The following is a 25,168-nucleotide window of genomic DNA, read 5'->3' as shown; positions in this document are numbered from 1 at the left end:
GACCGATATGAAACGCCTGCTGCTCACAACCACCGCCGCCCTTGCACTCTGCACGGCGCTGCCGTCCCGCGCCACGCCGGACCAGCCAGCCACCGCGCCAAGCGACCAGAATTACGCGCCGCGCCTGAACTACCAGACCTACTTCGGTGACTATGTGGCCGTGCGCAAGGGCAGCCCGGCTGAACTGATTTTCATCGGCGATTCGATCACCGAGCAGTTCCGCTGGGGTGCCGGCGCGCCGATCTGGAGCCGCCATTTCGAATACCGCGCCTTCGATTTCGGACTGGGTTCGGACAAGACCCAGCATGCCCTGTGGCGCCTGCAGAACATCGACCTGTCCTTCATCAAGCCCAAGGTCGCTGTCATCATGATCGGCACCAACAACGTGCAGGATGAGCCTGAGGAAATCGCAGCCGGTGTCAAAGCCGTGGTCGACGCGACGCAGCAGAAATTCGCAGGCGTGAAAATCATCCTGGTCAGTATTTTGCCGAATGCGCGCGCCGAGCAGCGTATGGCGGCCGTCAACAAGCTGTTAAAGCCCATGGAAGACCGGAAGAGCATCTACTACCTGAACCTGGCGGCGCGCTTCCTGCCGGAAGGCGATAACTGGAAGGGTTTGAGCAAGGACAAGCTGCACCTGACCACGGACGGCTATGGCGTATGGGCTGACGAGCTGGAAGCGCTGCTGACCGCGGTGCTGAAGTGACCCGCAACGCAGACGCGGCCCTGCTGCCGGGCGCGCGCTAACGGCACACCTGGCTGCTTACGCAGCTGCGCTGCTCTTAAGTCACTCCGGCAGGAGTGACGTTCGTACGATGCGCCCGTTTTGGCGGGTTACGCGGGCGAAGCCCGCTAACCCGCCCTACCTGCCCTGCCCGGCCGCCTTTTCGCTGGACCATACTTTCATCGTCTGCACCGCCAGCAGCTTGCAGCCGCTTGGGGTGTTCACGTAGGTGCGCATGAACTGGTAGCGGTTGCTGCGCCAGGTCTTGCCGTCGCTGTTCCATGCATCCACGGTGCTCAGCCCGCGCAACACCACAGTGTTGTCGAACACTTGCGCCTTCACGTCGCTGGTGGTGCGGGCCTTGGGTATGCTGGCGGGCTTCCGCGCCCGCGCAACCACTGCAGCCTTGTCGTCGATCGAAGATACCAAGTTATGCACCCAGACGAAATCCTCCGCCAGATGGCTGTCCAGGAAAGCAGCGTCGCCGATGCGCATCGCCTCCTCGTATTGCGCGTCGCGCGCGATCAGGTCGGGCACAGGAAGACAGGAGGCGGCTTGCGCGCTGGGCGGAAGAGCCAGCGGCAGGACGGCGGTCAGGAATAGTAGAGCTGCAGGTCTCATATCGCTATTTTACGTTGCCGTTGCCTGGAATGAGCTGGTGGACCGTGAAATCGCTGATTTCCTGCCTGGAGTGCGTGGTGCGGAACCCGAAATGCCCGGCTCGCAGCGGGGCCGCGTCGCGGTAGGAAAAATACTCCTCGCCGTCGATCAGCATGCGGGTGCACCCCTGGTAGACAGCGATCTGGATTGCGTAGTCGCGGTTGGCCTGCAACAAATGGGCCGCGTCGGACAAGTCGGTCAGCAGCACCCGCTGGCCGCTGCCGTCATATTTGCGGAAACGCGTGCTGGTGTTGCTGTTGCCGCCCATGCCCATGTAATACAGGCTCAGGGCGTCGTACTGGCTAAAGGTGCCGTCGCGCGTGAACAGATAGTCATGTCGCGGATCGGATGCCATCCAGAACTGGTTCAGGTCGGACAGGCGGTCGTTCGGCCCGCCGCCCATCATCATTTTTCGGCGGTAACTGATCAGGATATCGCCCTGCAAACGCGGCTTGAACCACACCGTGGCGTCACCAGCGACGTCTACGGTCAGCTTGCCTTGGCTGGCTGCCACACTGGAGCCGGCGGCGGAACGGTATTCGGGCACCCATTGCTGCATGCCGGAGTCGAAGCTGTCCGCATGCAGCAGCGCGCCTTTCGTCCCCCAGTCTGGGCAGGCCGGGGGAACTATCGCCGCGTGCGCAGCGGCGGCCGGTCCTGCGGCAACGGCATTCAAGGCGCAGACGGCGGCAACAAGTGCCAGGTCAGCCAAAGAAAACGAAGCTGCCAGCCACCGGAATTTTGAGACGCTGGCAAGATGCGGTTGCGCCGCCGATGGGCCGGGAACCGAGCGGGCGCGGGGCATCACTGCGCCGCCTTGCGTCCGCCTGCGGCTTCCGCGGGCGGCAGTTCATTTGGCAGCGCGTCCTTGCACAAGGCGAGGATTTCCATTGTGCTCAGGCCGGACTGGGCGGCGTCGTTGGTCGACACCCCCGGTGCTTCATGCACGGGATTGAGCGTGTCGGCACCGCTGACCAGACGCTGCTCCGCGCCACGGTAGCGCACCAGCGCGGCGACAGCGCGCTGGCAGTAGGCGGGTGCTTTCGTGTGTGCATAGGCATAGGCTGCGAGGCGCGGGCCGCCCTGCCCTTTCTCCACGTATTCGGCGCCGGCGCCTTCGTTGCCCGTCAAGCGGTCCTTGTCCAGCACCTCGGCGGGCGCGCCGCCCAGCCTTGCGTACTGCAGCCATGCGCGCGCGAAATCGTCGCGGCCAAGCAGTGGCACCAGTTCGAACATCACCTGGGCGCCGCCCTGGATGGTGGCCAGGTTGTAGTTGACCGGCACCTGCTTGCCGTCGACCGGATCGGGAATCGGGAACAGCTTGCCGGTGGCAGGGTCATAGCCCACCGTCATGCTGCCCCCGCCTTTCAAGGGGCCGATCTTGCTTCCGCCCAGCAGCGGATTGAGGCCGTGGCGCACGCCCGAGCGCAGCCAGTAAGGCATCGCGAGGATACCGTCCACGCCGGCGTTGATGCGGTCGCGCCAGCGCACGTCGCCTGTGCGCTCCCATTCTGTCATCCAGTTCCCGGCCAGTACGAACCAGTCCGGTCCGATGCGGATGCGGCCCGGATACTTGGGGTCCTGCGGCAGCACCGGCTGTGCCAGCCGCATCGGATCGTGTTTGATGGCGGCGATGTCGGATTTCAGCTGTTCGCGCATGATGTCGCCGGTGCGCTCGTCCGTCGTCAGGTAGTAGTATGGCCTCCAGTGCGCAGCCTGGCTGATACGGGCCTCCTTGGCGCCATCACCCCACTTGACGACGTTGTGGCGCGAACCCAGACCGGTCATCGGGCCGATGTGATAGACGTTGGTCTCGCTGGTGTTGCGCGTCAGCGCTTCGGCCAAGCGGAACACGTCGGCGCGGCCGGTGCGCAGATAGCTGTACCAGAGCCACAGCGGCGTACCCAGCTCCGTGTTGTCCCAGGCATGGCCGCCGTAGTCGTAGTACCAGACGTGGGCCGCGTTGTTGTAGCTGTGAATGAAGTCGCCGTAGTACCAGAAGCCGTACCAATAGCGCTCGTCGACCTGCTGCTTGTAGAAGGCGAGCATGGAGTCGAGACGGTTTTCCATCTCGGCCTTGAGCGGCGTGGAGCGGTCCGGCAGACCCCATACGCCGAACACGCCCGTGCCGTGGAGGTACTCGGGGCTGGCGGCCAGCAGCGGCGGCTGTTCGCCCGCCTGCGCCATGGCCGCCATTGCGTTACGCGCGGGGACGCCGGCGGTCGGGAATATCGTCAGTTCGCTGGTGCGGGCGACGCCGTAGGCCTTGCTCATGCCGGCCTGCACGTCCTCGTAGGTGGCAGGCAAGCCGTGTGCGCGCGTGGCGTAGTGGCGCATGTCCATGGCGGGGGCATCCGGCGACCAGAGCCAGGCCGTCAGCTGCGCGCTGTCCGTTGCGGCACCCCGCACTTCCAGGCCGCTGGGGTAGGACTGCCAGAAGTCCTTGACGCTCAGCGCCAGGCCGCCGCTGGTGTCGCCGACGTAGGCCAGGCCGGAGGCGCGCTTGCCGGCGCCGCTGAAGACCCAGGAGCTGCGCTCGTTGGTGCGTTTCTGCATGGTGAAGCCGTCCGGGGTGGACTGCGTCAGCTTGTAGTCGCTCCAGATGGCGTATTGGTCGGTATCGCTGGGCGCGTAGAAGCCGCCGCCGTCGATACGTTCACCGGCCACTTGCGCGGCGTTGCCCGCGCCGGGCTGGATCGGTTCGGCCCACAGGCCGCCGTCCTGGCCCGAGAAGCGCACATGGCGGTTGAACGATTGCTCGCGCAGGGGAACGGCGAAGGTCAGGCCGATGCCGCGAATGAAATCCCGTTCCTGGTCGCCGTCGTACGTCATCGTATGGACGACGCGGACAGCTTCCTGGCCAGCGTAGAAGTACAGGCGCACGCTGAATGGCAGCCACGCTCGCGTACCCTTCGGGGCCTTGTGGACACCGTCCACCTTCAGCACCGCGCGCACCGGGCCGGATTGTTCGACGGTGACATGGCGGACCTCGCTGAGGAATTTTTCCCGGCGAGGGCCCGGGCCCTCGTTCGCGTCCGGACCGTTCTGCAGGATGGCGACCAGCTGGCCGGCGCGCGCGACTTCGCGGCCCGCGACCGAGATTGATTCGATCAGATTGGCGCCGCTGGTGCGCAGGCGGGCCTTCATTGCGCCGGTGTCGATATCGACGATGCCGTTTTTCTGCCGCAGTGCAATGGCGGGCTGTGGTCCGGAAGCGATTGCGGCGTTGGAGGCTGCGGTTTGCGCGGGCGCCAGGTGCAACTCACCTGGGGCGGCGCTGCTTGCCACGGTGGCGAAGCCGGTCCATTTCATGGAGCCGTCCGGCCAGTAGGCCAGCGGCCATGATTGCAGCGGCAAGGCCTTGCCGTCGGCGCCCTTTAGCGTGAACGGCTGGCTTTTGCCCACGCGGCCTTGCGGCCACGGCACGCCCCAGCTGACACCGGCCTGCGCGGCCGGATCTCGGACGGTAGCCCCGAGCCAGCGCAAGGACACGCTGCCGTCCGCTGCAGGGGCGGCGCCGGACGGGTTGCCGCTTGCCGGCGCGGCTGCGGCCACCGACCTGCCCTGCGCGGAAAGATAAGCCGCCACGGGATTGCCGGCGAGTCCTCTTAGCGCGGCGATCACGCGCTGTGCGTTGAATTGGGCGCCGGCGTCATTCGTATGCGTGCGCGCGTCGGAGAAGAAGCCGCTGACGGCGGTGGCGCCTAGCTGGCGGTAACCGTCGCTGACCACCACGGTCAGGTCGGCAAATTGCGCACCGCCCGCCGCCGCCACTTCCGCATCCCACTGCGCGACGGCGGCGAAGTCGCGGCCCTGTTCCCAGGCATCCTTGTGCGGCACCGGGGACAACAGCACCACCGACGCGCCTTTCGCCTTGGCGTCCGCAAGGTACTTCGCCACATACCAGCCGAAGGTGTGGACCTGCTCCCTGCTGCCGTCGGCCTTCGTTTCCTCAACCGTCTCCTGCCCGGTTCCTTTGCCCGACGCCCTGCCCTTCATGGCCGGGTCGCCGATACGGCCGCCGTCGTTGTGGCCGAACTGGATCAGCACCACATCCCGGGCCTTCATCTGCGCCAGCACCTTGTCCCAGCGCCCCTCGGTGTAGAAGGTGCGGCTGCTGCGCCCGCCGATAGCGTGGTTGACGACGTTGACCTTGCCCGTGTCGAAATATGGCGCGATGCGCTCCCCCCAGCCGATGGCGCCATTCGCGCCGCCGCCACGCACGGTCGAGTCGCCAACGATGAAGATATTCGGCAGTGCGGGGTCGCGCGGTGTGTCGGCGCGTACCTTGGAGGCGTCCGCGACGGGCCGCTCGTCCTCGGCGGACGCAATCTCCGCAGCCCTGGCGTTCAGCACAGCCTGCAACACCGGCACACGCAGCGCCTTGATCCCGGCCACCACCATGCGGGCATTCAATTCAGCGCCGGCCAGGTTGGTGTGCGTCTTTTCGTCCGGCGTCACCAAAGGGAACAGCTTCATGACCGCCTCGCGTCCCAACTCATCGTACTTGCGGGCAGCCAGGTCGTTCAGGTCGATGAAGCCGGCAAGCTCCCTGCGCGCCACTTCCGCCGCCCAGCCTGCGTAGTCGCCACTCCCGCGCACGATCTTGCCGTCCGGCGCCCAGTTCTTGCGCGGAACCGGCGAGCTGACGATGGGCGTCGCGCCCTTGGCGCGGATGTTGGCGATGTATAGCCGCAGATACCAGCCGTAGCTGCGCACCGTTTCGCGCTTGCCGGTCAACTGGTTGTCGATCTCCTGGGTCTCTTCGCCGGTGCCTTTGATGGTCCCGCGCGCGCGGCTGGTGTCATTGATGGCGCTGGCATCGTTATGCCCGAACTGCATGATAACCACGTCGCCCGGCTTCACCAGCGCCAGGGTGCGTTCCCAGTGGCCGCCGCTGATGTAGGTACGGCTGCTCAAGCCGCCTATGGCGCGGTTCACCACATTGATCCTGGCCGGATCGAAATAGGCGGCGATGGGATTGCCCCAGCCCCATTGTCCTTCGGCGCCCTTGCCCTGACCGTCGTCGCGGCCGTTGCGGACCGTGGAGTCGCCGATCAGGAACAGCGTCGGCAACGCCGCGTTGCCAGGTTCGGGCAACACCGGCCGGGCCTGGGCCGGATCCGTGTTGACGGCTGGAGGAAGTGGGCTTTGCGCATGGGTCGCGGGAGCAGCCCATACTGCGAGGCAGCAGGCCAGTGAAGATGCGGCGCGGCCCAGCGCCTTGAGGATTTTGTTCATGAAGACAATTCTATGACAGGAATTTGGCCGATCACGCGTGGCTGGCAAAGAATCAGGAAGATGAGCGTTACGCCCCTGAAAAGGCGTCCACAATCGGCTTCCCGCAACCTCACGATCACATGCCATGCCCTCCGGTCCGCACGCTCAACATCTGCATCTTGCCGATGCCGGCGCCAATGCCGAAAACGTGGCTGAAACAGAAATGAGCCGCTCACTCCAGCGGCGTCAGCTCCACCCGGCGCAGTTCGTAGGGTGCGCCTTCGAGCTGGAAGCCGATGCGGCCGGACAGGGGCGCGGCCCGCGTCACCTTGTTCTGCGCCACGCCATTGATGCTCACCTCGACCACGCCGTCGAGGCTGACGATGTCGGCGCTGTTCCATTCGCCGGCAGGCAATTCACTGTCGGCAGCCGTCCGCGCCTTGATCACGGGCGAAGCGCCCGGCGCGCTGGTGGGCGGCTCCGCGAATGTGTAGCCGGCCATCGGCAGCAGATCGCCGACGTTGCCCTTCTTGGTCTGGACCTGCAGGCTCACCGGCCAGACACGGTCCATGGGGCCAGGGCTGATGTGCAGCAGCACGCCGCCGTTGCCAGGCTTGGCGCTCCAGCGCCATTCCACGTGCAGCCGGTAGTTGCGATAACTGGCGGTGGTGGCCAGGAAACCCGACGGTTGCCCGGCCGATGCCACCACGCCGCCCGGCAGTATGCTGAACACGCTTTCCACCGGCGCAGCGGGCGTGGTTTCCAGCTGCCAGCCGCTGAAATCGCGGCCGTTGAACAAATCCACCGCGGCCGCCTGGCCGGCAGCCAGCATCAATGCAGTACACACCGCAACACACACCGTTCTACGATTACCCATCTGATATGCTCTCCCACACCATGAAAAAACTCATACTAGCTTCGATGATGACCTGTCTTTCGACCCTGGCCAGCGCGGCATCCGTGATTCCACTTTGGCCGGAAGGCGTTCCCGGCGCGCGCCCCGGACTGGGCGCTGAACAGCTCAGCGAAGGCCGCATCGCCAACGTCAGCGAGCCGACGCTGACGCTGATCGGTCCTGCGGTGGACCGGCCGAACGGCACAGCCGTCATCATATGCCCTGGCGGCGGTTATGTGCGCCTGTCCGCAGACCGCGAAGGCACGCAGTACGCCAACTGGCTGTCGCACCTGGGCGTGACCGCCTTCGTGCTCAAATACCGCATGCAGGAATTCGGCCATCCGGCGCCGCTGCAGGACGTGCTGCGCGCCGTGCGCATGGTGCGCTCGCGCGCGGCGGAATTCGGCATCGACCCTGCCCGCATCGGCGTCATGGGCAGCTCGGCCGGCGGCCATCTGGCAGCCAGCGCGGGCACCCTGTTCGACCTGCCTGCCGGGCGGACCGGCGCCGCGCTGGACGCCACCAGCGGCCGCCCGGACTTCCTGATGCTGATGTATCCCGTCATCACCATGGAAGCGCCGGCCGTGCATGCCGGCTCGCGCAAGGCCCTGCTGGGCAAGGCGGCTTCCGCCGACGCGGTACAGCTGATGTCGCTGGAAAAACAGGTGACCGCCGCCACGCCGCCCACGCTGCTGATCCATACCCAGGAAGACCAGGCGGTGCCGGTGGAGAACAGCATACTGTTCTACCAGGCGCTGACGAAGGCCCGCGTGCCGGCCGAAATGTATCTGTTCGAGCACGGCGGGCATGGCATGGGCATGAAGGATGGCCTGGGCACCTCGTCCGACTGGCCGCGCCGAGCGGAAGAATGGCTGCGCACGCGGGGATTGTTGTCGCGGAAGCAGGCGGGGTAAGCCGCCACTCACGCGAAGTGGAACATGCGCTCCAGCGGCCACTCGCACGGCCGGTTGCCTGCTTCCACTTCCATCAACGGGGCCATGTAGTCCCACCAGCGCTGCATCACTTCCCTCTGCGGCAGCGCTTTGATCATATTGTCCGGCCAAAGCTTCATTACGGCAAACAGGTGCAGCGTCTCCTCGTCCAGGAAAATCGAATAGTCGTAGATACCCGCGTCGCGCAGGGCGCGGCTCAGTTCGGGCCACAGCTCATCGTGGCGGCTGCGGTACTCCTCCACCGCACCTGGCTTGAGCTTCATGCGGAAAGCGCGTGTTGTCATTTTTTGGCCGCCATTTTCTTCAGCTCCGACGCCGCAAGCAGGAAACCGCCCACGCCATAGTTGAAGCTGGACGCGGGCCGGTAGAACGCCGGTTCCGCACCGGTCTGCTGGATGCCGCCAAGGCGGCCGTCCGCGTAGATACTCTTCAGAATGCCGGCCCAGGCGCGTTCGATCACCGGCCGGTAGGTTTTTTCATCCAGGTAACCCTTGTTTATCCCGTAGGCCATGCCGTAGACGAACAGGGCCGAGCCGGAGATCTCCGGCTGCGGATAGGCCGCAGGGTCCAGCAGGCCAGCGTGCCACAGGCCGTCCGCCCCCTGGAGCCTGGCGACGGCCGCCGACATCTCGCGCAGTTGCTGGATATAGAAAGGCCGCTTCGGATCGTCCGCCGGAATATAGTCTATGGTGCGCGCCAGGCCGCCCATCACCCAGCCTTCGCCGCGCGACCAGAAGATCTTCTTGCCATTCGGCTCCGTCTTGCCGATATAGCTCGCGTCGCGCGCGTAAAGGTGCGCCTCCTTGTCGTACAGCAGCTCGGACGTCTTTTGCCACTGCTCGTGCACATAGTCCAGATACTTGCGCTCGCCGGTGGCCTTGTACATCTTCAGCCAGACCGGCGGCCCCATGAACAGCGCGTCGCACCACCACCATGGCAGGCGCTCGTCCCCTGGACGCAGGGTCTTCAGGCCGATCAGGATGTCGAGATGGGCGCGGGTCGGCGCCAGCTTTTCGGGCGAAGGATACAGCTCGTACAGCTCGAGATAGGTCTGTGCAACGCTGATGTCGTCCGCGTTCGGATATGGTCCCTTCAAGTCCCACTGGAACTGCTTGCTCATGGCAAGCATGGCGTCGCGGTACTTGCTGTCGCCGGTCGCCTCGGACGCCGCCATGAAGCCTGTAAACAGCACTGCCGATGTCCAGATTCTGTCCAGGTGGCGCTGGGTGCGTTCGAGCTGCCAGTCGGCCACTTTGCGCAAGGCCTTGTCGATGGCGGCGGATTGCAAGGCCGGCGACAGGTCCGTAGCGAGCGGACCGCCGTCGGCCGGCGCGTCGCCGAAGTGGCGGCTGGTGTCCTTGTCGACAATGGCCTGCTGGACCGGCGTCGGCAGCGGATAGCTCTGCTGCGGCGCGGTTTGCGCCTGGGCGGCCGAGAATGCCAGGCCCAGTGCTGCGATCAGTATGGTTTGGTTGAGCATCACGTTTTATCCTGTTCTTCAAAGCTTTTCTTGGAAGGGTCTTCCTTCGGTTTGGCGGGGCGCACGACGGTGGCGCCGGCCGGCAGGCCGCGCACGCCGATGGCGTTCTCCAGTTCCACCGGTGCGCTCAGCGCCAGCTTCACGTCCGAAAACTGCCAGTCTTTCGCGTCGTAGATATGGCCGCCTTGCTGCGCCTGGATGTCCAGTTTCGACAGGCTGAAACGCTCCAGCGGCACTTCCTTGTAACCATCGACCTCAAAGGCCGTCGTCGCACCGGTGGCTTTGATGTTCCAGATCTGCACGTCGTGGAAGTAGGCGATGCCTTTTTCCCTGGCCACCGGCGTGGCCAGCACTTTCCAGTACGGCGGATAGTCCTTGATCTCCGGCGGAATCGTGGCGTAGCTGTAGCTCGGGTTCCAGTTCATGGTGATGCGCATGACGACCGGGATGTTCGTCATCGTGATGTCGTGGAGGCGCAGGTTCTCGCCGAAGCCCCCGCGCGTGTGCGCCGACTTGAACAGGATGCCGACCGGGACGTTGCCTACCACCGTGAGCTTGTAGGCCTCGATATTGCGGAAGCCGCCCGCCGTCTCGCTGCCGAAGGTAATGCCTGCCGCCGCGTCGCGTATCACGGAATTGCGGATCACGACGTCCTCGGTGCTGCGCGCCACGCGCTGGCCATCCGAATCACGGCCTGCCTTCAGGCACAGGGCGTCGTCGTTGACGGCGATGTCGGCGTTTTGCACCAGGATGCGTTTCGATGAATCGATGTCGATGCCGTCCGTGGACGGCCCACGGCCGCCTTCGTTGTTGCGGATGACAACACCATCCACGGTCACGTCGGTCGAGTAGCAGATGTGCAGCGTCCAGAAGCCCGAACGGCGCAACAGCAGGCCGCCGCCGACCTTCACTTTCGAGGAGTTGAACACCTGGACCAGGCGCGGGCGCTGGGCGTCGTAGTCGGAGGCCCAGCGCAGGCCGCGCGGTTCGTACTGCTTGCGCAAGGTCCAGTAGCTGTCCCAGAAGACCTTACCGTCGCCGTCGATCGTCCCTTCGCCTTCAATGGTGGCGTTCTTCTGCTCGTAGATGTTGACCAGCGCGGCCGGCCAGCGCATTTCGATGCCGGCGATCCGGGTCGGCATCACCGGATAGTCTTCAATGCGCTGGGAGCCGAGCAGCGTGGCGCCTTTGTCCAGATACAGCGTAACGCCGCTTTTGACGAAAATCGAGCCGCTCAGATAAATCCCTGCCGGGATAACGACCCGCCCCCCGCCTTGCGCGGCAGCGTCGATGGCGGCCTGGATGGCCTTGGTGTTGAGCGTGGCGCCGTCACCCTTGGCACCGTAGTTCTCGACGCTGTAGTTCTTGTCGTGGAAGGTCTCCCACCGGGCCTCCTTCGCACTCGCCGGCGCCGCCAGCGCCAATACACCGGCCATTGCAGCGGCCATCGCGGCGGCCATCGCCGCCCGCATCCATCGTGATGCCATCCATCGTGACTGCATGCTGTTCCTCATTTGATCTGCTCCGACAGCAGGCGCACGGGACCAAGCATGCCGGAAGGCTTGGGCTCGATCAGGTGCGTGTCCTGCGGGATAAAGCGTTGTCCGTAACGGGCGGACAACAGGCGGTAATCGGGCCGTTCCTGGCCTGCCAGTGCATTGAGCGCCAGGTTGGCAACGCGCACCTCGATCTGGTTACGGCCCGCCTTCAGCCATGGCGTCACGTCCAGCTGGTATGGCGGACGCCAGACCGAACCCGCGCGGGCGCCGTTGACGTAGACCACCGCAGCTTCGCGCACCGGGCTTTCCAGCATGGCGCGCATGCCTGCCGGGACTTTGGGCGTGCTTTCCAGCGCCGTGCCCTGGCCGAAGTCCAGTGTCACGCGTGCGTCCTTGAGTTGCGCAGCGGCCAGGTCGACTTCCCGGGTATAGACGCCCTCGCCGGAGAAGTGGCGGGTGGCGGCACTGTCGGTCCAGGAACTCAGCGCGGCCATGGCATGCGCCTTGGCGCCGGGGAAAGCCAGCAGCCAATCGCGGCTCAGGTCGGCCAGCACGAGGGGCGCGACGGGCGCAGCGCCATGACCCGGCACGGATGCCGCCCCCGGCCCCGGTACCCCGCTCCGCACCGGCTGGGGGCCGGTTTCGGACGCTGCGCTTAGCGCCGGCGTGGCCTGCTGTGGCGTGTCGGCCAGCACCAGCACGCGCGACTCGTACGGCGCCAGGACCAGCGCGAAGTCGGGCTTTACGCTGGCTGCAGTCGCTTTGCCGTCAAAGGGATTCCACCAGGCGGCATGGCGGCGCGTGGCACGCAGCGTGGCGGTGGTGCGGACCTCGCGGTTGCTGGTGTTGGCGATGAAATAGATGTCACCATCGCTCAGTTTGCGGTGAACGAAGCCCACGTCGGAGGCTTGCGCTGCCAGGCGCAGGTCACCCGGCAACGTCTTCTTCAGCGCCATGCCCACGGCTGCGTCGTCCGCCACCAGTTGCACTTGCCTGGAGGCGAACAAGGCCTGCGAGGCGGCCGCCACCTGCGCGCCCACGCGCGTGGCGTCGCCATAGCCTGGCGCCAGCGACGGTTTGCTGCCGATGGCGATGATCTTGCCGCCGCCGCGCACGTAGGCCTGCAGTCTGGCCAGCACTTCGGGCGCAAGCCGGCTTACGTGCGGCATCACCAGCACGGAGTGCTTGATGCCCAGCGCGAGGATGGATTCGGCGTCCACGTAGTCGAGGTTGTGGCCCGCGTCCAGGATTTGCTCGGTCAGCAGTGGCGTGACGTGCTTGTGCATTTCGGCCGACAGCGAGACCTTGCCGGGCGTGAGCGCGGCGTAGACGTCGTCGTTCGGCAGCAGTACGGCCACGTCGTTGGCGGGCTGCCCCTGGCGTAGCAGGTAGCTGGTGCGCTGCAGGTAGGCATTCACGTCGGGCATGACGTTCCACCACGGCTGGTGGTCGTTGAACACGGCGGCCGCGTAGAAGGAGTAGCCGGGTTCCTGCGCTCCTGGCGGTGTATATGGCCAGCCGTGGCCGACGAACTGGTTCACGCCTTGCAGCAGCATGCGGTCCGCTTCGACCTTCATGTCCAGCGGCGTGGCGCTGAAAGCTGGCGAATTGAGCCAGGTCCAGGTCTCGGCTGAGATGACGGGACGGTTGTACAGGTGGCCTGCCGACGTGGCGAGACGGGTGAACGAGAAACTGCGGAACTGCGGACCTTCTCCTTCCGGCAGTGCTACCAGGCGGTTGCTGGACATCGACACTGCCGGCTCGCCGTACGTCTGTGAGCGGAACAGCGTGTTGTGCTTGACGGCCCAGTCATTGACCGGAGTCAGGTAACGTTCGTTGACGAGCTCCGTCTGCGTCAACGCCCAGTCGTGCCTGAGCGCGGGCGCGTCCGCACCTTGGCCGCTGTAGACGGCGGGCAGATGCGGCTTCAGGTCGTAGCCGCGGCGGCGCTGGAATTCGGACAGGAAGTCGTCTGTCCAATCTGTGCCGTAGACTTCCAGGCTGTCGGAGAAGACGGCGTACGGCGGCTTGTCGCCAAAAGCCTTGAGCAATGGTTCGGCCACGGTGTTCAAGTGGTGCTCGATGGCGCTGCGGCTCAGGTGGTCCAGCACGAAGCCTTCGGCGCCCAGCGCAGCGCGCTTGACCTGCTGTCCGGTGCGGCTGGCAATGTAGTACACGGCAACGCGCGGCTGGGCCGACGGTGCGACCGCGACACGGCCGGAGGCGATGCCGCCAGCGATTGCCAAGCTGCCGCGCGGGCCGGCTGGCGAGCCGGCGACGGCAGCACTATTGCTGCCGGCGCCGCTGCCATTGCTGCCGGCGCCGGCAGGCAGCATCTGCAGCCTGGTCGCGTCATACTGCGCAGGCGTGCCCTCGCCGACGAAAGCGGCAAGCAGCTTTTCTCCGCTCATCACCGACGGCATGGCATAGGACTCGGCCCCTGCCGCCACAGCGACGGCGGTAACGCGCATGCGCCCCGCCGCTTCCGTCACCGGAACGTTCGGTCCGCCGTATGGCCAGCCGCTGGCCAGCGTCATGTCCACGCGCAGATTCTGCTCGTGCGCCTTGTTGTTGACGAAGCTGACGGCGTCCAGGAATTCCGGCGACATATACGGCACATTGCGGATGCCGCGCGCCGGGTCGTCCAGTTCCATCGGATAGACGGGCTGGATTTCGAAACCGCCGAAACCGCCGGCCTTCATCGCCAGCATTTCACGCTCCAGCTGCTGCTTGAGCACATTCGGCCCGAACCACCACCAGCGGACAAGCGCCTTCGCGTCGTCCGGCGGCGTGGCCAGCCGGGCTGCCACGTCGGCGATACGGTCCGATATCACCGGCGCGGCGGCGTGGGCGGCGCCGCCAAGGGCGGCAGCGACCAGCCATGCGCATGGCATCAGGCGAACAGGCGGAGGAACAAGGAGACGGCCAGCCGCCGGCCCGCGCAGATTGCGCTTGCTCATAGATGATTCCCGTCCGGACGTTTAAACGATGCCGCTGCTGCTGGCGCCCGCCTTGGCCGGACGGCGCTCGGCCGCCTGGTCGCGGTAGCCGGACGCGCGGTAGAGCGCCACCGGGTCGGCCGCGCCGCCCGAACGCACACGGGCCATGGCCAGGATGGCGCTGACGTCGGTGCGGTAGGCATGCTTCAGCGCCTGTGCCGATTGCAGCGCGTCGTTATTGTCCTGGTGCTGCTTGAGCGCGGCACGGTCCACCAGCGCGGCCTGGACGAAGGCACGCTGTACTTCGACGGCGCTGTTCATCAGGCTTTCGATCGGATCGGTCACGTTGTGCGACTGGTCCAGCATGTAGGCCGGGTTGAAATTGGCGCCGTCGCGCTGCTCCGCGTCGGCCAGCTCGTTGAAGACCAGGAACAGCTGGAAGGGATTGATGCTGCCCGAATCCAGGTCGTCGTCGCCATACTTGCTGTCGTTGAAATGGAAGCCGCCCAGCTTGCCGAACTGCGACAGGCGCGCGACGATCATTTCGATGTTGGTATTGGGCGCGTGGTGGCCCAAGTCCACCAGGCACTTGGCCTTCGGTCCCAGGGACTGGGCGCAAGCGAAGCTGGTGCCCCAGTCGGCAATGGTGGTGGCGTAGAACGCCGGCTCGAACAGCTTGTGCTCGATGTACATCAGCCAGTCTTCCGGCAGCGCGGCGTAAATGCCGCGCGCGCTGTCCAGATAGCGCTCCAGGGCGCCGCGCAGATTGTGCTGGCCAGGGAAGTTGGCGCCGTCGCCCACCCACACGGTCAGCCCTTTGGAGCCGAGCGCCTTGCCCAGTTCGATGCACTCGATATTGTGCTCGACCGCCTGCGCGCGCACCGCCGCGTTGTTGGAAGTCAGGCTGCCATACTTGTAGCTGTGCTCCTGGCCCACCTGGTCCTGGAAAGTGTTCGAATTGACTGCGTCGAAGCCCAGGCCGTAGCTGTGCGCCTGCTCGCGCAGCGCCGCCGGGTCGGTGGTCTTATCCCAAGGGAAGTGCAGCGACACGCTGGGCGTGGCGCGCGTGAGCTGGTGGATCACGCCGCAGTCTTCCATTTTCTCGTAGACGTTGCGCGGCTCGCCCTTGCCGGGGAAGCGCGCGAAACGGGTGCCGCCTGTGCCGGCGCCCCAGCTGGGCAGCGCTACCGCAAAGGTCTGCGCGAGCGCCGTCAGTTTCTCGATATCCTGGCCGCGCCTGGCCAGCATGCCGCCCAGGGCGGCATAGTCCGCCTCCAGGCCAGCCTGCAGTTTTGCGTTGTGTTCGGCCACCCGGCCCGCGTCGATCAAAGTGCTCATTCCAGTCTCCAGATATATTTTTATGCTGCTTAGCGCGTGAATGCAGCGGCGTTGCCGGCATCGACGTTGAGGATGTTGCCGGTGCTCTTGCCCGCCTTGTCGCTGGCGAGGAAGTACACGGCTTCGGCGATATCCTCGGGCAGCACGCTCAGTTTCAGCATGCTGCGCTGGCGGTAGAAGTCTTCCACGTCGTCGGTGCCGATTTTATTTGACTGCGCGCGCTCCTGCTTCCATTTCCCGTCCCAGATGCGCGAACCGCGGATGACGGCGTCCGGATTGACGACGTTGACGCGGATGCCGTGCGGCGCGCCTTCCAGGGCCACGCAGCGTGCCAGGTGGATTTCAGCCGCCTTGGCGGTGCAGTAGGCCGATGCGCCGGCCGATGCCACCAGGCCGTTTTTGCTGGCCACGAACACCATGCTGCCGCCCAGCTTCTGCTGCTTCATGATGCGGAAGGCGGCGCGGCTGGCCAGGAAGTAGCCGGTGACCAGGATGTCCTGGTTGCGGTTCCAGATTTCCAGCGTGGTTTCGTCCAGCGGCGCCGACGAGGCGATGCCGGCGTTCGAGATCAGCAGGTCGATGCCGCCGAAGCGCAGGGCCGCCGCATTCATCACGTCGTCCACCGCCTGCTCGCTGGTGATGTTGGCGACGATGCTGCCCACGCTGTCCTTGCCGGCCGCCTTCGCCAGGTCCTGGTGCGCCTGTGACAGCGCTTCGCTGTCGATATCGGTCAGCATGACGCAGGCGCCTTCCTGCAGCAGTTGGCGTGCGACCGCCTGGCCGATGCCGCCCGCGCCGCCGGTGACCAGCGCGATGCGGCCCGCCAGGCTCTTAGGTTTAGGCATGCGCTGCAGCTTCGCCTCTTCCAGCAGCCAGTACTCGATGTCGAACGCTTCCTGCTCCGGCAGGCCGACATAGGTGTCCACGCCGTTCGCGCCGCGCATCACATTGATGGCGTTGACGTAGAACTCGCCGGCGATGCGTGCGGTGGCCTTGTCCTTGGCGAAGGACAGCATGCCCACGCCCGGGATCAGGTAGATGATGGGGTTGGCGTCGCGCACGGCCGGGCTGTTGTCATGCTTGCAGCGCTCGTGGTAGGCGCGGTAGTCGGCACGGTAGGCCTCGAGCTGCGTGTCCAGGCCGGCCACCAGGCTGTCGAAGTCAGGCTTGGCCGGATCGAAGTCGATCACGAAGGGGCGGATCTTGGTGCGCAGGAAGTGATCCGGGCAGGAAGTTCCCAGCGCGGCCAGCGGCGCCAGGTCTTTGCTGCAAACGAATTCCAGCACCGTGTCGCTGTCGTCGAAGTGGCCCAGCTTGTACTCCTCCTGGCTGATTTTACCGCGCAGCAGGGGCATCAGTTTCGCAGCCAGCGCGAAGCGCTCTTGGGCCGGCAGCGGCGTGGTGCCTGCGCCGCCGAACACCGGCTGCTTCACGTTCGCGGCCAGCCATTCCTCGGCGCGCTTGATGATGGCCAGCGTGGTTTCATAGCAGCTCTTGGCGGTGTCGCCCCAGGTGAACAGGCCGTGGCCTTCCAGGATGATGCCCTTCAGTTGCGGCTGCGATTTCGACAGCGCTTCCAGTTTCAGGCCCAGGTCGTAGCCGGGCCGCTGCCACGGCAGCCAGCCCAGTTCACCTTCGAAGACCTTGGCGGTGATGGCTTCGCTGTTCTTGCAGGCCGCGATGGCGATGCAAGAGTCCGGGTGCATATGGTCGACGTGCTTGCGGTCGATGTAGGCGTGCAGCGGGGTGTCGATACTGGCGGCGCGCGGGTTCAGGTTGAAGGTGCAGTGCGGCAGGTAGGCCACCATTTCGTCTTCCAGCGCCAGGCCGCGGTAGCGCTGCTTCAGCGCCTGCAGCTTGTCCATGTAGAGGGTCGAGAAGCCGTCGATCTTGATGCTGCCCAAATCGCCGCCGGAGCCCTTCACCCACAGGACTTCCACTTGTTCGCCGCTCAGCGGGTCGGCCATCATGACCTTGGCGGAGGTGTTGCCGCCGCCGAAATTGGTAATGCGCAGGTCCGAGCCGAGCAAATTGGAACGGTACAGCAGCAGTTCCGGTTCGCTCATGGCGGCCGCCGCGCTGTCGTTCCAAAGGGAAGCGATCGGTTCTTTCTGCTTCGGGTCTTTCATTGCTGTTCTCCGTTGTGGGTGTATGCAATCAGTAGAAATCAGCGGGGCATAGGGTGTCAATGCGGAAGCAATCAACATGATGACTAAGAACGAAATAATCAGATTGGTGATTGAAACTTGCTCGTTATGCTGCGATGCATCAGAAATAATCAAGCGGTTGATCGAAGCGTGATTGACGCCCTGCCGCGAAATGATTAGTCTCTACCGTAATAACGAGTCACCAGACATCGTACAACGAATCCGATTCCTTGCACGGCATTGCGTAGACACAAAATAAAAGGAGACAGAAATGGTAAATCACAAGCGCCGTAAACGTTTGTTGAAGCTGCTCGCCGAACATAATACGGCCACCGTGCCGCAGCTTGTCGAATGGCTCAACGCCTCTCCCGCCACGGTCCGCCGCGATATCAGCTGGCTGGCCGGCCGCAATCTGCTCACCCGCACGCGGGGCGGGGCGACCAATCTTCAGCAGAAGAAGCGCGGCTTCCCCCTCACCAGCGAGACCTTCCAGAACAACATCCAGTGTTATGCGGAGCGCAAACGCGCCATCGCCCGCTACGCTGCCGGCATGTGCACGGACGGCGAAACCATCATCATCAACGGCGGCACGACCACCTTCATGATGGCGGAGTTCCTGGTCGACCAGCACCTGAAGATCCTCACCAACTCCTTCCTGATGGCCGAGCGCCTGCTGGTATCGAGCGAGAACGAGATCATCCTCCCCGGCGGCAAGGTATATCGCGAGCAGAACGTGATCCTCAGCCCCTTCGACAACGACATCACGCAGCACCACTACGCCGCCAAGATGTTCATGAGCGTCTACGGCTTGTCGCTGCTTGGCCTGATGGAGGCGGACCCGCTGCTGATCCAGGCCGAGAAGCGTTTGATCAGCCAGGCCGAGGAATTGATCGTTTTGGCCGACAGTTCCAAGTTCCAGAAGAAGGCTGGCCTGATCCTGTGCGGCTTGAACCGCGTCTCCTGCGTCATCACCGATACGCACGCCTCCGATTCGGCGGTGCAGCTGATGGAGCAGTCGGGCATCCGCGTCGTCACGGTGGAGCCGGAAGCGATGCCGCCCCAGCTCATCACCCCCAACTACAATCCGGCCTACGACTTCCAGTCCCCTGCCCTGTACCAATCGGAGACTTCGCATTGAAACTCAAGAAACTCGCAATCGCGGCGCTGGCCGCAAGCATGGTGGTGGCCTTCTCCGGCTGCGAAAAGAAGCCTGAGAAAGTGCGCATCGCCATGGTCGTGAAAAGCCTGGGCAACGGATTCTTCGACGCGGCCCACACCGGCGCCAACGAGGCCGCCGCGCAGCTGAAGGACGTCGAGATCATCTACACCGGGCCGACCACGCCGAGCGCGGAGGGCCAGATCGAAATCGTCAACTCGCTGATCAGCCAGAAGGTCAGCGCCATCGTCATCTCGGCCAACGATCCGGATGCGCTGGTGCCGATCGCCAAGAAGGCCATGGCGCGCGGCATCAAGGTGATCTCCTTCGACAGCGGCCTGGCGCCGGCCGGCCGATTGATGCAGCTGAACCCATCGAACGCGGGGCTGATCGGTTTAAAGCAGGTCCAGATGGCGTCGGACGCCATTGGCGGCGCAGGAGAAATCGCCATTCTTTCCGCGTCGGCACAGGCGACCAACCAGAATATCTGGATCAACGTGATGAAGGCCGAACTGGCCAAGCCGGAGTTCTCCAGGCTGAAACTGGTGGCCACCGTGTACGGCGACGACCAGTCCGACAAGAGCTACCGCGAAGCCATCGGCCTCTTGCGCAGCAATCCGCAGCTGAAGGCCATCATCGCGCCGACCACCGTGGGCATCAACGCGGCCAGCAAAGCCGTGGTGGACGAGCACCTGGTGGGCAAGGTGTTCGTCACCGGCCTGGGGCTGCCATCCGAAATGGCGGGCCATGTGAAGAGCGGCGCGGTGCGCGAGTTCGCGATCTGGAATCCGATCGACCTCGGTTACGCGGCAACGTATGCGGCGTACGATTTCGTCAAGGCGGCGCCGAATGCCAAACCGGGCGGCAGTGTGTCGGCCGGCCGCATGGGCACCATCGCCATCGACGCAGGCGGCGAGGCGGCCATGAGCGCGCCGTTCACCTACAACAAGGAGAACGTCGACAAGTTCTCCAAAATCTTCTGACGCGGACGCGGTATGCAACTCAATTTGTTAGCAGGAGGCGAAGGACCTGCCGCACCGGGGATGGCTGCGGCCAACACGCTGCTTGGCGCAGGCTCGAACGAAGCGGCCCCCCCCGTAGCGTCAACCGCTGCCGCTTCGGCGCCGGGAAGGGACGTGGGGGCGGTGCTGGCCTTGACCGGCATCAGCAAGCGTTTCGCGGGCGTCGTCGCGCTGAACAAGGTGGCGCTGTCGGTACGGCCCGGCGAGGTGATGGCGCTGATCGGCGAGAACGGCGCGGGCAAATCGACGCTGGTCAAAACGCTGACGGGCATCTACCGGCCCGACGAAGGCTGCATGGAGCTGGCCGGCCAGCCGGTGGCCTTCGCCAGCGCGCAGGAAGCCATGGAAGCGGGCATTACCGCCGTGCACCAGGAAACCGTGATGTTCGATGAACTCACCGTGGCGGAGAACATCTATGTCGGCCGCCATCCTTGCCGTGGCGCTTTCGGCCGGGTGGACTGGCGCCGCATCGAGGCCGAGGCGGAAAAGCTGTTCGAACGGCTGGAGGTATCGCTGCCCGTGCGCGCCAAGGTGAAAGACCTGAGCGTGGCGCAGCGCCATTTCGTCGAGATCGCGCGCGCCCTGTCGCAGGATGCGCGCGTCGTCATCATGGACGAACCGACCGCTTCCCTGTCGCAGCGCGAGATACAGGAGCTGTACCGCATCATCGCCCAGCTGCGCGCGGCCGGCACGGCGGTCATCTTCATCTCGCACAAATTCGACGAAATCTTCGCAGTGGCCGACCGCTACACGGTGCTGCGCGACGGATGCTTCATTGCCGAAGGCGCCCTGGCCGACATCACCGAGCCTGAACTGGTAGCGCTGATGGTGGGCCGCGCCGTACACCAGGCCTATCCCAAGGCCGACGTGACGCCCGGCCCGGTGCTGCTGGAGGTGGACAAATTCTGCCACCCCACAGAATTCGAGAACGTCAGCTTCAAGCTACGCCAGGGCGAGATCCTGGGCTTCTACGGCCTGGTGGGCGCAGGCCGCTCGGAAGTGATGCAGGCCTTGTTCGGCCTGAGCGCCAATGTGCGCGGCGCGGTGCGCATGGACGGCAAAGCCGTCAGGATCACCTGCCCCGCCGACGCGGTCGCGCACGGCATCGCCTACGTGCCGGAAGACCGCCAGCACCAGGGCGCGCACTTGTCGCTGCCCATCCTGCACAACATCACGCTGCCGATACTGGACAAGGTGGGCTTCCTGCTGCGCGGCCGCCGCGCGCAGGAGAACGCCATCGCGCGCCACTTCAGCGAACAGCTGGAACTGAAAGCGAACCACCTGACGCAGCTGGTATCCGAGCTTTCCGGCGGCAACCAGCAGAAAGTCGTGCTGGGCAAGTGGCTGGCGACCAATCCGAAAGTGCTCATCCTGGACGAGCCGACCAAGGGTATCGACATCGGTTCCAAGGCAGCCGTGCACCGCTTCATCAGCGAGCTGGTGGCCAAGGGACTGTCGGTGATCCTGGTGTCGTCCGAATTGCCCGAGGTACTGGGGCTGGCCGACCGCGTGGTCGTCATGCACCAGGGGCACATCACCAATGTATTCGAGCGTGCCGAGTGCACGCCCGAGAAAGTGGTGGCGGCAGCTTCCGGCTGCGCGCTGCCGGCCGAGGAATGCGCATGAAAATGTTGAAACAACGAGAGGCGCTCCTGGCGCTGATGATAGGCGCGCTGGTGCTGCTGGTCGGCCTGCGCGCGCCGGTGTTCCTGAGCTGGAGCAGCCTGGGCGGCCTGCTGACGGACAGCACCTTGCTGATCATGCTGGCGCTGGCGCAGATGCTGGTCATCGTCACGCGCGGCGTGGATTTGTCGGTGGCGTCTAACCTGGCCTTGTCGGGCATGATGTCGGCACTGCTGGCGGCCCGCTATCCGGAACTGCCGCTGGCGCTGGTGATGCTGTCCGCCGTCGCCATCGGCCTGCTGCTTGGGCTGGTCAACGGCTGGCTGATCGGCTATCTCGAATTGCCGCCCATCGTCGTCACGCTGGGCACCATGAGCGTCTATCGCGGGCTGGTGTTCGTGCTGTCCGGCGGCGCGTGGGTGTCGTCGCACCAGATGCCGCCAGACTTCATCGCTTTCCCTCTGGCGCGCCTGCTCGGCGTGAGCCATCTGGTGTGGATCGCTGCCGCCGCCGTACTGGCCGCCGTATTCGTCGCGCGCCATAGCCGTTTCGGGCGCGACCTGTATGCGGTCGGCAACGAGCCGGCGTCGGCGCGCTATGTCGGCATACCCATCGCGCGGCGCCTGCTGTGGACCTATGGCCTGTCCGGGCTGATGGCCGGCCTGTGCGGCTACCTGTGGGTGGCGCGCTATGCCGTCGCCTACACGGAAATCGCCTACGGCTTCGAGTTCACCGTCATTGCCGCATGCGTCATCGGCGGCATCAGCATCGCCGGCGGCACGGGAACCGTGGCTGGCGCCGTGCTGGGCGCGCTGTTCCTGGCCGTGATCGGCAACGCGCTGCCGGTGCTGAAGGTGTCGCCGTTCTGGCAAAGCGCGCTGACGGGCATCGTCATCCTGACCGCAGTGCTGATCAACGCACGTGGCAACAAGAGCGCGGGACGCCAGATCCTGCCGCTGCATCTGATCAAACCTAACGGGAGTGCCGCGTGAATCCAGCGCCTGTCATGCCTGCGGCGAGCACGTCGCGCTACACCATTGAAGACCGTCCCCAGTTCCGCTTCGGCGCCCTGCTGGGGCGTTGGGAAAGCCTGTTGGCCTTGCTGCTGCTGGCTTCCTTCATTGTCTGCGGCGCCCTGCTGCCGAACTTCCTGGACCTGAACAATCTCGCCGACGGCACCTTCAACTTCAGCGAGAAGGCACTGATCGCTTTGCCGATGGCGCTGCTGATCATTTGCCGCGAGATCGATATCTCCGTGGCCGGCACGCTGGCGCTCTCGTCGGTCGCCATGGGCTACGCCAAGGGCATCGGCATGCCGCCGGAAAGCCTGCTGTTCGTGGCGCTGGCCACCGGCACTGCCTGCGGCTTCCTGAACGGCTGGCTGGTGACGCGCTTCGCGCTGCCGTCCATCGTCGTCACCATCGGCACGGTGTCGCTGTTCCGCGGCCTGGCCAGCGTGGTGCTGGGCGACCAGGCATACACCGGCTATCCGCAACTGATGATGGACTGGGGCCAGGGCTACTTCTTCGATTTCATCCCGCGCGAGTTCGTGGTGCTGCTGGCGTTCACGATTCTGTTCGCGGTGGTGCTGCACGCGACGAGCTGGGGACGGCGCGTCTACGCCATCGGCAACAACCCGGTGGCGGCGCGCTTCTCGGGCATCCCGGTAGACCGCTACCGCCTGGTGCTGTTCATGCTGGCCGGCGCCATGGCGGGCCTGGCGGCCTACCTGCTGACGGGCCGCATCGGCAGCACGCGGCCCAACATCGCCATGGGCTGGGAGCTGGAGGTCATCACGATGGTGATCCTGGGCGGCGTCAGCATCTCGGGCGGCGCGGGCACCATAGGCGGCGTGCTGCTGGCGGTGCTCACGCTGGGTACGGTGACGTACGGCTTGTCGCTGGCGAATATCCCCGGCATCTACATGACCATCGTGGTCGGCGTGCTGCTGCTGGTGACCATCGCCCTGCCACGCCTGCTGCGCGGCCGCAAGGTGGCCAAATGACGCGCGGCGCGGGCGCCACCGTCGTTCTCGATATCGGCAAGACCAACGTCAAGCTGGCTTTGATCGACGCCGCCGGCGCCACGCTGGCCGAGCGGCGGATGCCGAACGCCATCGTGCAAGACGGCCTGTATCCGCACCACGACGTCGAACGCATATGGAACTGGATGCTGGACACCATGCGCGGCTTTTCGCTGCAGGCGCGGGTCACTGCCATCGTGCCGGTCACGCACGGCGCCACCGCCGCGCTGGTCGACGGTGATGGCCTGGTGCTGCCGGTGCTGGACTATGAATTCGAATTGCCCAAGTCGCACGACGCGGCTTACCGCGCGCTAAGGCCCGCTTACTCTTCGAGCTATTCTCCGCTGTTGCCGATGGGCCTGAACCTGGGGCGCCAGCTGGCGTGGCAGGCGCAAGCCTTCCCGGAGCAATTCGCGCGAGCCCGGCACATCCTCATGTATCCGCAATACTGGGCCTGGCGCTTGTGCGGCACCGCCGCAAGCGAAGTGACGTCGCTGGGCTGCCATACCGACCTGTGGCTGCCGGCCAGCCAGCAGTATTCGGCGCTGGTGCACCGCATGGGATGGGACGCGCTGTTCCCGGCGCTTCAGCCGGCATGGGCGCGCCTGGGGTCGTTGCGGCCGGAACTGGCGGCGCAAACCGGCCTGCCGGCCGACTGTCATGTCGTATGCGGCATCCACGACAGCAACGCCTCGCTGCTGCGCCACCTTGCGGCCGCACCGGATGCGCCAAACGCCACCAAGACGCCCGCGCTGTCTGCGGCGGCTGCGACGGCGGCCCTACCTGCGCGCACGGTGCTGTCGACGGGCACCTGGGTCATCGCAGCGGCGATCGGCATGCCGCTGGACGGCCTGTGCGAGGAAGCGGATATGCTGGCCAACAGCAACGCCCTCGGACAAGCGGTGGCGTGCATGCGCTTCATGGGAGGGCGGGAATTCGCCGAACTGGCGGCCAGTGCGCCCGTCGTCTGTTCGCAGGATGACTTGCAAGGGTTGATCGAGCGGGGCACCATGGCACTGCCCTGCTTTTCCACTGCCGGTGGGCCGTTCGCTGGCCACACGGGCCAAGTCGCCGGCGTCGCACCCGAGACGGCACAGGAGCGCTATGCGCTGGCCACGCTTTACTGCGTGCTGATGAGCGACTACTGCCTGTCGGCGCTGGGAGCCAACACCGGGCAGATCGTGGTCGAGGGCAGCTTTACCGGCAATCCGTATTTCGCGCCGCTGCTGGCCGCCTTGCGCCGGGAGCAGGAGGTATCCTGTTCCGACGACACCAGCGGCACCACCTCGGGTGGCTGGATGCTGCACCACTGGGGCCGGACGCCCAGGTCTAGCAACGCCGTCGCGTCACCGATGCGCCTCGCCGGTCTCGACGGATACCGCCAGCGCTGGCACGACAGCCTGGCTGCGGCATGGCAAGTGAAACATGGAACGCGTGCTGCCGAATGACAACTGGCAAGCTGCTGAGACAACTACCGTTATCGTGCCAA

General features: G+C 65.3%; 18 protein-coding genes. 8 read left to right on the top strand and 10 right to left on the bottom strand.

From position 1 onward, the window contains the following. Window positions 1–7 precede the first annotated feature (7 nt). Window positions 8–706, top strand: coding sequence for a GDSL-type esterase/lipase family protein (locus tag ACSQ8Y_RS08785; protein WP_436266062.1), 699 nt, complete (start codon window positions 8–10; stop codon window positions 704–706). 156 nt (window positions 707–862) lie between these two features. Here the strand turns inward: ACSQ8Y_RS08785 and ACSQ8Y_RS08780 are convergent, their stop codons facing one another. From ACSQ8Y_RS08780 to ACSQ8Y_RS08765, 4 genes are all read right to left on the bottom strand, one after another. Then, the gene (locus ACSQ8Y_RS08780) at window positions 863–1,345 is read right to left on the bottom strand and encodes a nuclear transport factor 2 family protein (protein WP_436266061.1); all 483 of its coding nucleotides are present in this window, start codon (window positions 1,343–1,345) and stop codon (window positions 863–865) included. Window positions 1,346–1,349: 4 nt separating this feature from the next. Beyond that, on the bottom strand, window positions 1,350–2,096 hold the full coding sequence (locus tag ACSQ8Y_RS08775; protein WP_436266060.1) for a DUF6250 domain-containing protein: 747 nt from the start codon (window positions 2,094–2,096) through the stop codon (window positions 1,350–1,352). A gap of 92 nt (window positions 2,097–2,188) precedes the next feature. Beyond that, a complete protein-coding gene (locus ACSQ8Y_RS08770) occupies window positions 2,189–6,625 on the bottom strand; it encodes a GDSL-type esterase/lipase family protein (RefSeq protein WP_436266059.1) in 4,437 nt (1,478 codons plus the stop codon). Window positions 6,626–6,836: 211 nt separating this feature from the next. Further along, the gene (locus tag ACSQ8Y_RS08765) at window positions 6,837–7,451 is read right to left on the bottom strand and encodes a 3-keto-disaccharide hydrolase (protein ID WP_436266058.1); all 615 of its coding nucleotides are present in this window, start codon (window positions 7,449–7,451) and stop codon (window positions 6,837–6,839) included. 50 nt (window positions 7,452–7,501) lie between these two features. On the opposite strand from ACSQ8Y_RS08765, the gene ACSQ8Y_RS08760 reads away from it, so the two are divergent. Further along, complete coding sequence (locus ACSQ8Y_RS08760) at window positions 7,502–8,413, top strand: alpha/beta hydrolase (protein ID WP_436266057.1); 912 nt, start codon at window positions 7,502–7,504, stop codon at window positions 8,411–8,413. Window positions 8,414–8,421: 8 nt separating this feature from the next. On the opposite strand, the gene ACSQ8Y_RS08755 is transcribed toward ACSQ8Y_RS08760, so the two are convergent. From ACSQ8Y_RS08755 to ACSQ8Y_RS08730, 6 genes are read right to left on the bottom strand one after another with little or no spacing between them, the layout of a single operon-like run. Next, window positions 8,422–8,736 carry an L-rhamnose mutarotase gene (locus ACSQ8Y_RS08755; RefSeq protein ID WP_436266056.1) on the bottom strand — a complete coding sequence of 105 codons (315 nt, stop codon included), beginning with the start codon at window positions 8,734–8,736 and terminating at the stop codon, window positions 8,422–8,424. Then, window positions 8,733–9,932 (bottom strand): glycoside hydrolase family 88/105 protein, encoded by a 1,200-nt coding sequence (locus tag ACSQ8Y_RS08750; RefSeq protein ID WP_436269789.1) that lies wholly within the window; start codon window positions 9,930–9,932, stop codon window positions 8,733–8,735. The genes ACSQ8Y_RS08755 and ACSQ8Y_RS08750 overlap by 4 nt, the downstream gene beginning before the upstream one ends. Next, on the bottom strand, window positions 9,932–11,419 hold the full coding sequence (locus tag ACSQ8Y_RS08745; protein WP_436266055.1) for a glycoside hydrolase family 28 protein: 1,488 nt from the start codon (window positions 11,417–11,419) through the stop codon (window positions 9,932–9,934). Before ACSQ8Y_RS08745 ends, ACSQ8Y_RS08750 begins: the two co-directional genes overlap by 1 nt. A 23-nt stretch (window positions 11,420–11,442) precedes the next feature. Continuing rightward, window positions 11,443–14,391, bottom strand: a complete 2,949-nt coding sequence (locus ACSQ8Y_RS08740; protein ID WP_436266054.1) for a glycosyl hydrolase — start codon at window positions 14,389–14,391, stop codon at window positions 11,443–11,445. Between the two features lie 21 nt (window positions 14,392–14,412). Beyond that, complete coding sequence (rhaI, locus tag ACSQ8Y_RS08735) at window positions 14,413–15,708, bottom strand: L-rhamnose catabolism isomerase (RefSeq protein ID WP_436266053.1); 1,296 nt, start codon at window positions 15,706–15,708, stop codon at window positions 14,413–14,415. A gap of 29 nt (window positions 15,709–15,737) precedes the next feature. Further along, on the bottom strand, window positions 15,738–17,837 hold the full coding sequence (locus tag ACSQ8Y_RS08730; protein ID WP_436266052.1) for a bifunctional rhamnulose-1-phosphate aldolase/short-chain dehydrogenase: 2,100 nt from the start codon (window positions 17,835–17,837) through the stop codon (window positions 15,738–15,740). Window positions 17,838–18,126: 289 nt separating this feature from the next. Here ACSQ8Y_RS08730 and ACSQ8Y_RS08725 point away from each other — a divergent pair, with 289 nt between their 5' ends. The 6 genes from ACSQ8Y_RS08725 to ACSQ8Y_RS08700 are packed head-to-tail and all read left to right on the top strand — an operon-like array spanning window position 18,127 to window position 25,127. Further along, window positions 18,127–18,993 carry a DeoR/GlpR family DNA-binding transcription regulator gene (locus ACSQ8Y_RS08725; RefSeq protein ID WP_436266051.1) on the top strand — a complete coding sequence of 289 codons (867 nt, stop codon included), beginning with the start codon at window positions 18,127–18,129 and terminating at the stop codon, window positions 18,991–18,993. Continuing rightward, window positions 18,990–19,994 carry a rhamnose ABC transporter substrate-binding protein gene (gene rhaS / locus ACSQ8Y_RS08720; RefSeq protein ID WP_436266050.1) on the top strand — a complete coding sequence of 335 codons (1,005 nt, stop codon included), beginning with the start codon at window positions 18,990–18,992 and terminating at the stop codon, window positions 19,992–19,994. The genes ACSQ8Y_RS08725 and rhaS overlap by 4 nt, the downstream gene beginning before the upstream one ends. Window positions 19,995–20,006: 12 nt before the next feature. Further along, entirely contained in the window at window positions 20,007–21,659 is a 1,653-nt protein-coding gene (locus ACSQ8Y_RS08715; RefSeq protein WP_436266049.1) for a sugar ABC transporter ATP-binding protein, read from the top strand. Then, window positions 21,656–22,648, top strand: a complete 993-nt coding sequence (locus tag ACSQ8Y_RS08710; RefSeq protein WP_436266048.1) for an ABC transporter permease — start codon at window positions 21,656–21,658, stop codon at window positions 22,646–22,648. Before ACSQ8Y_RS08715 ends, ACSQ8Y_RS08710 begins: the two co-directional genes overlap by 4 nt. 14 nt (window positions 22,649–22,662) lie before the next feature. After that, the gene (locus ACSQ8Y_RS08705) at window positions 22,663–23,661 is read left to right on the top strand and encodes an ABC transporter permease (RefSeq protein WP_436269788.1); all 999 of its coding nucleotides are present in this window, start codon (window positions 22,663–22,665) and stop codon (window positions 23,659–23,661) included. Further along, window positions 23,658–25,127, top strand: coding sequence for an FGGY-family carbohydrate kinase (locus ACSQ8Y_RS08700; RefSeq protein ID WP_436266047.1), 1,470 nt, complete (start codon window positions 23,658–23,660; stop codon window positions 25,125–25,127). The genes ACSQ8Y_RS08705 and ACSQ8Y_RS08700 overlap by 4 nt, the downstream gene beginning before the upstream one ends. Window positions 25,128–25,168 lie beyond the last annotated feature (41 nt).

Source organism: Pseudoduganella sp. LjRoot289 (genome assembly GCF_964252925.1).
GTDB lineage: Bacteria > Pseudomonadota > Gammaproteobacteria > Burkholderiales > Burkholderiaceae_D > Rugamonas.
The sequence above is the reverse complement of the archived record's forward strand: the minus strand, read 5'-3'. Positions and strand labels throughout refer to the sequence as shown.